Consider the following 827-nt stretch of genomic DNA (forward strand, 5'->3'; position numbering starts at 1 on the left):
CTGGGAGTTCAGCCAGCTTGCCCTCAGAGTCGTCGCCTTGCAATTCGCCAACGGTATCTAAGTGAAATCCGACAGCCACAGCTGGTTGGGCCGCTCGGCCCGGAATTGCCGCTTGACCTTGTCGGCTGGGCAAGGCGCTGTGGCGTCGGCAACGGTCGTACGAACTGCCTTGCCGCGGATCACGCCGCGCAGCCCCTGGTGACGCATCAGCCGCTCGACCGTGCAGCGCGCCACCTCGATGCCTTCGCGCTGCAGCTGCCGCCAGACCTTGCGCGCGCCGTAGACCCGCATGTTGCTCTGCCAGATGCGCTCGATGTGGCCCGTCAGCACTTCGTCCTGCCGGGCTCGTGCCGGGCGCAGCTCGGGCCGGGCAAGCCGCGCCGCGTGCGCCCGGTAGGTCGACGGGGCGATCTGTAGCACCTTGCACATCGGCTCGACCCCGAAAACGCCCCGGTGCTCGTCGATGAACGTCTTCACCGCTTGAAGGGGCGGTCGAGCTCCGCCTGGGCGAAATACGCCGACGCCTTGCGCAGGATCTCGTTGGCCTGGCGCAGCTCGCGCACCTCGCGCTCCAGGTCCTTGATGCGCTGCTGCTCGGCCGTGGTCGTCCCCTCTCGTTGGCCGCTGTCGCGCTCGTGCTGACGCACCCACTTGCGCAGCGTCTCGGCCGAGCAGCCGAATTTCGCCGCGATCGAGACGATCGCCGCCCACTGCGATTCATGCTCACCCTGGTGCTCAGCCACCATGCGCACCGCGCGCTCCATGACTTCCGGCGAGAACTTGATTGACTTCCTCATGGCTCCATCCTCTCAAGAGTTGGAGCCTCC

At 66.9% G+C, this 827-nt stretch carries 1 pseudogene and 1 other annotated feature; the pseudogene reads right to left on the reverse strand.

Going from position 1 to position 827, the window contains the following annotated elements:
* Positions 1–60: 60 nt before the first annotated feature.
* Positions 61–797 (reverse strand): annotated as a pseudogene (locus D3A59_RS25005) (IS3 family transposase); the annotation flags it as partial.
* Positions 403–519 (reverse strand) — a sequence feature (AL1L pseudoknot). It overlaps the preceding pseudogene by 117 nt.
* Positions 798–827: the final 30 nt, after the last annotated feature.

Origin of the sequence: Caldimonas tepidiphila (assembly GCF_003569765.1) — a bacterium.
In the GTDB taxonomy this organism is placed as follows: Bacteria; Pseudomonadota; Gammaproteobacteria; order Burkholderiales; family Burkholderiaceae_C; genus Caldimonas; species Caldimonas tepidiphila.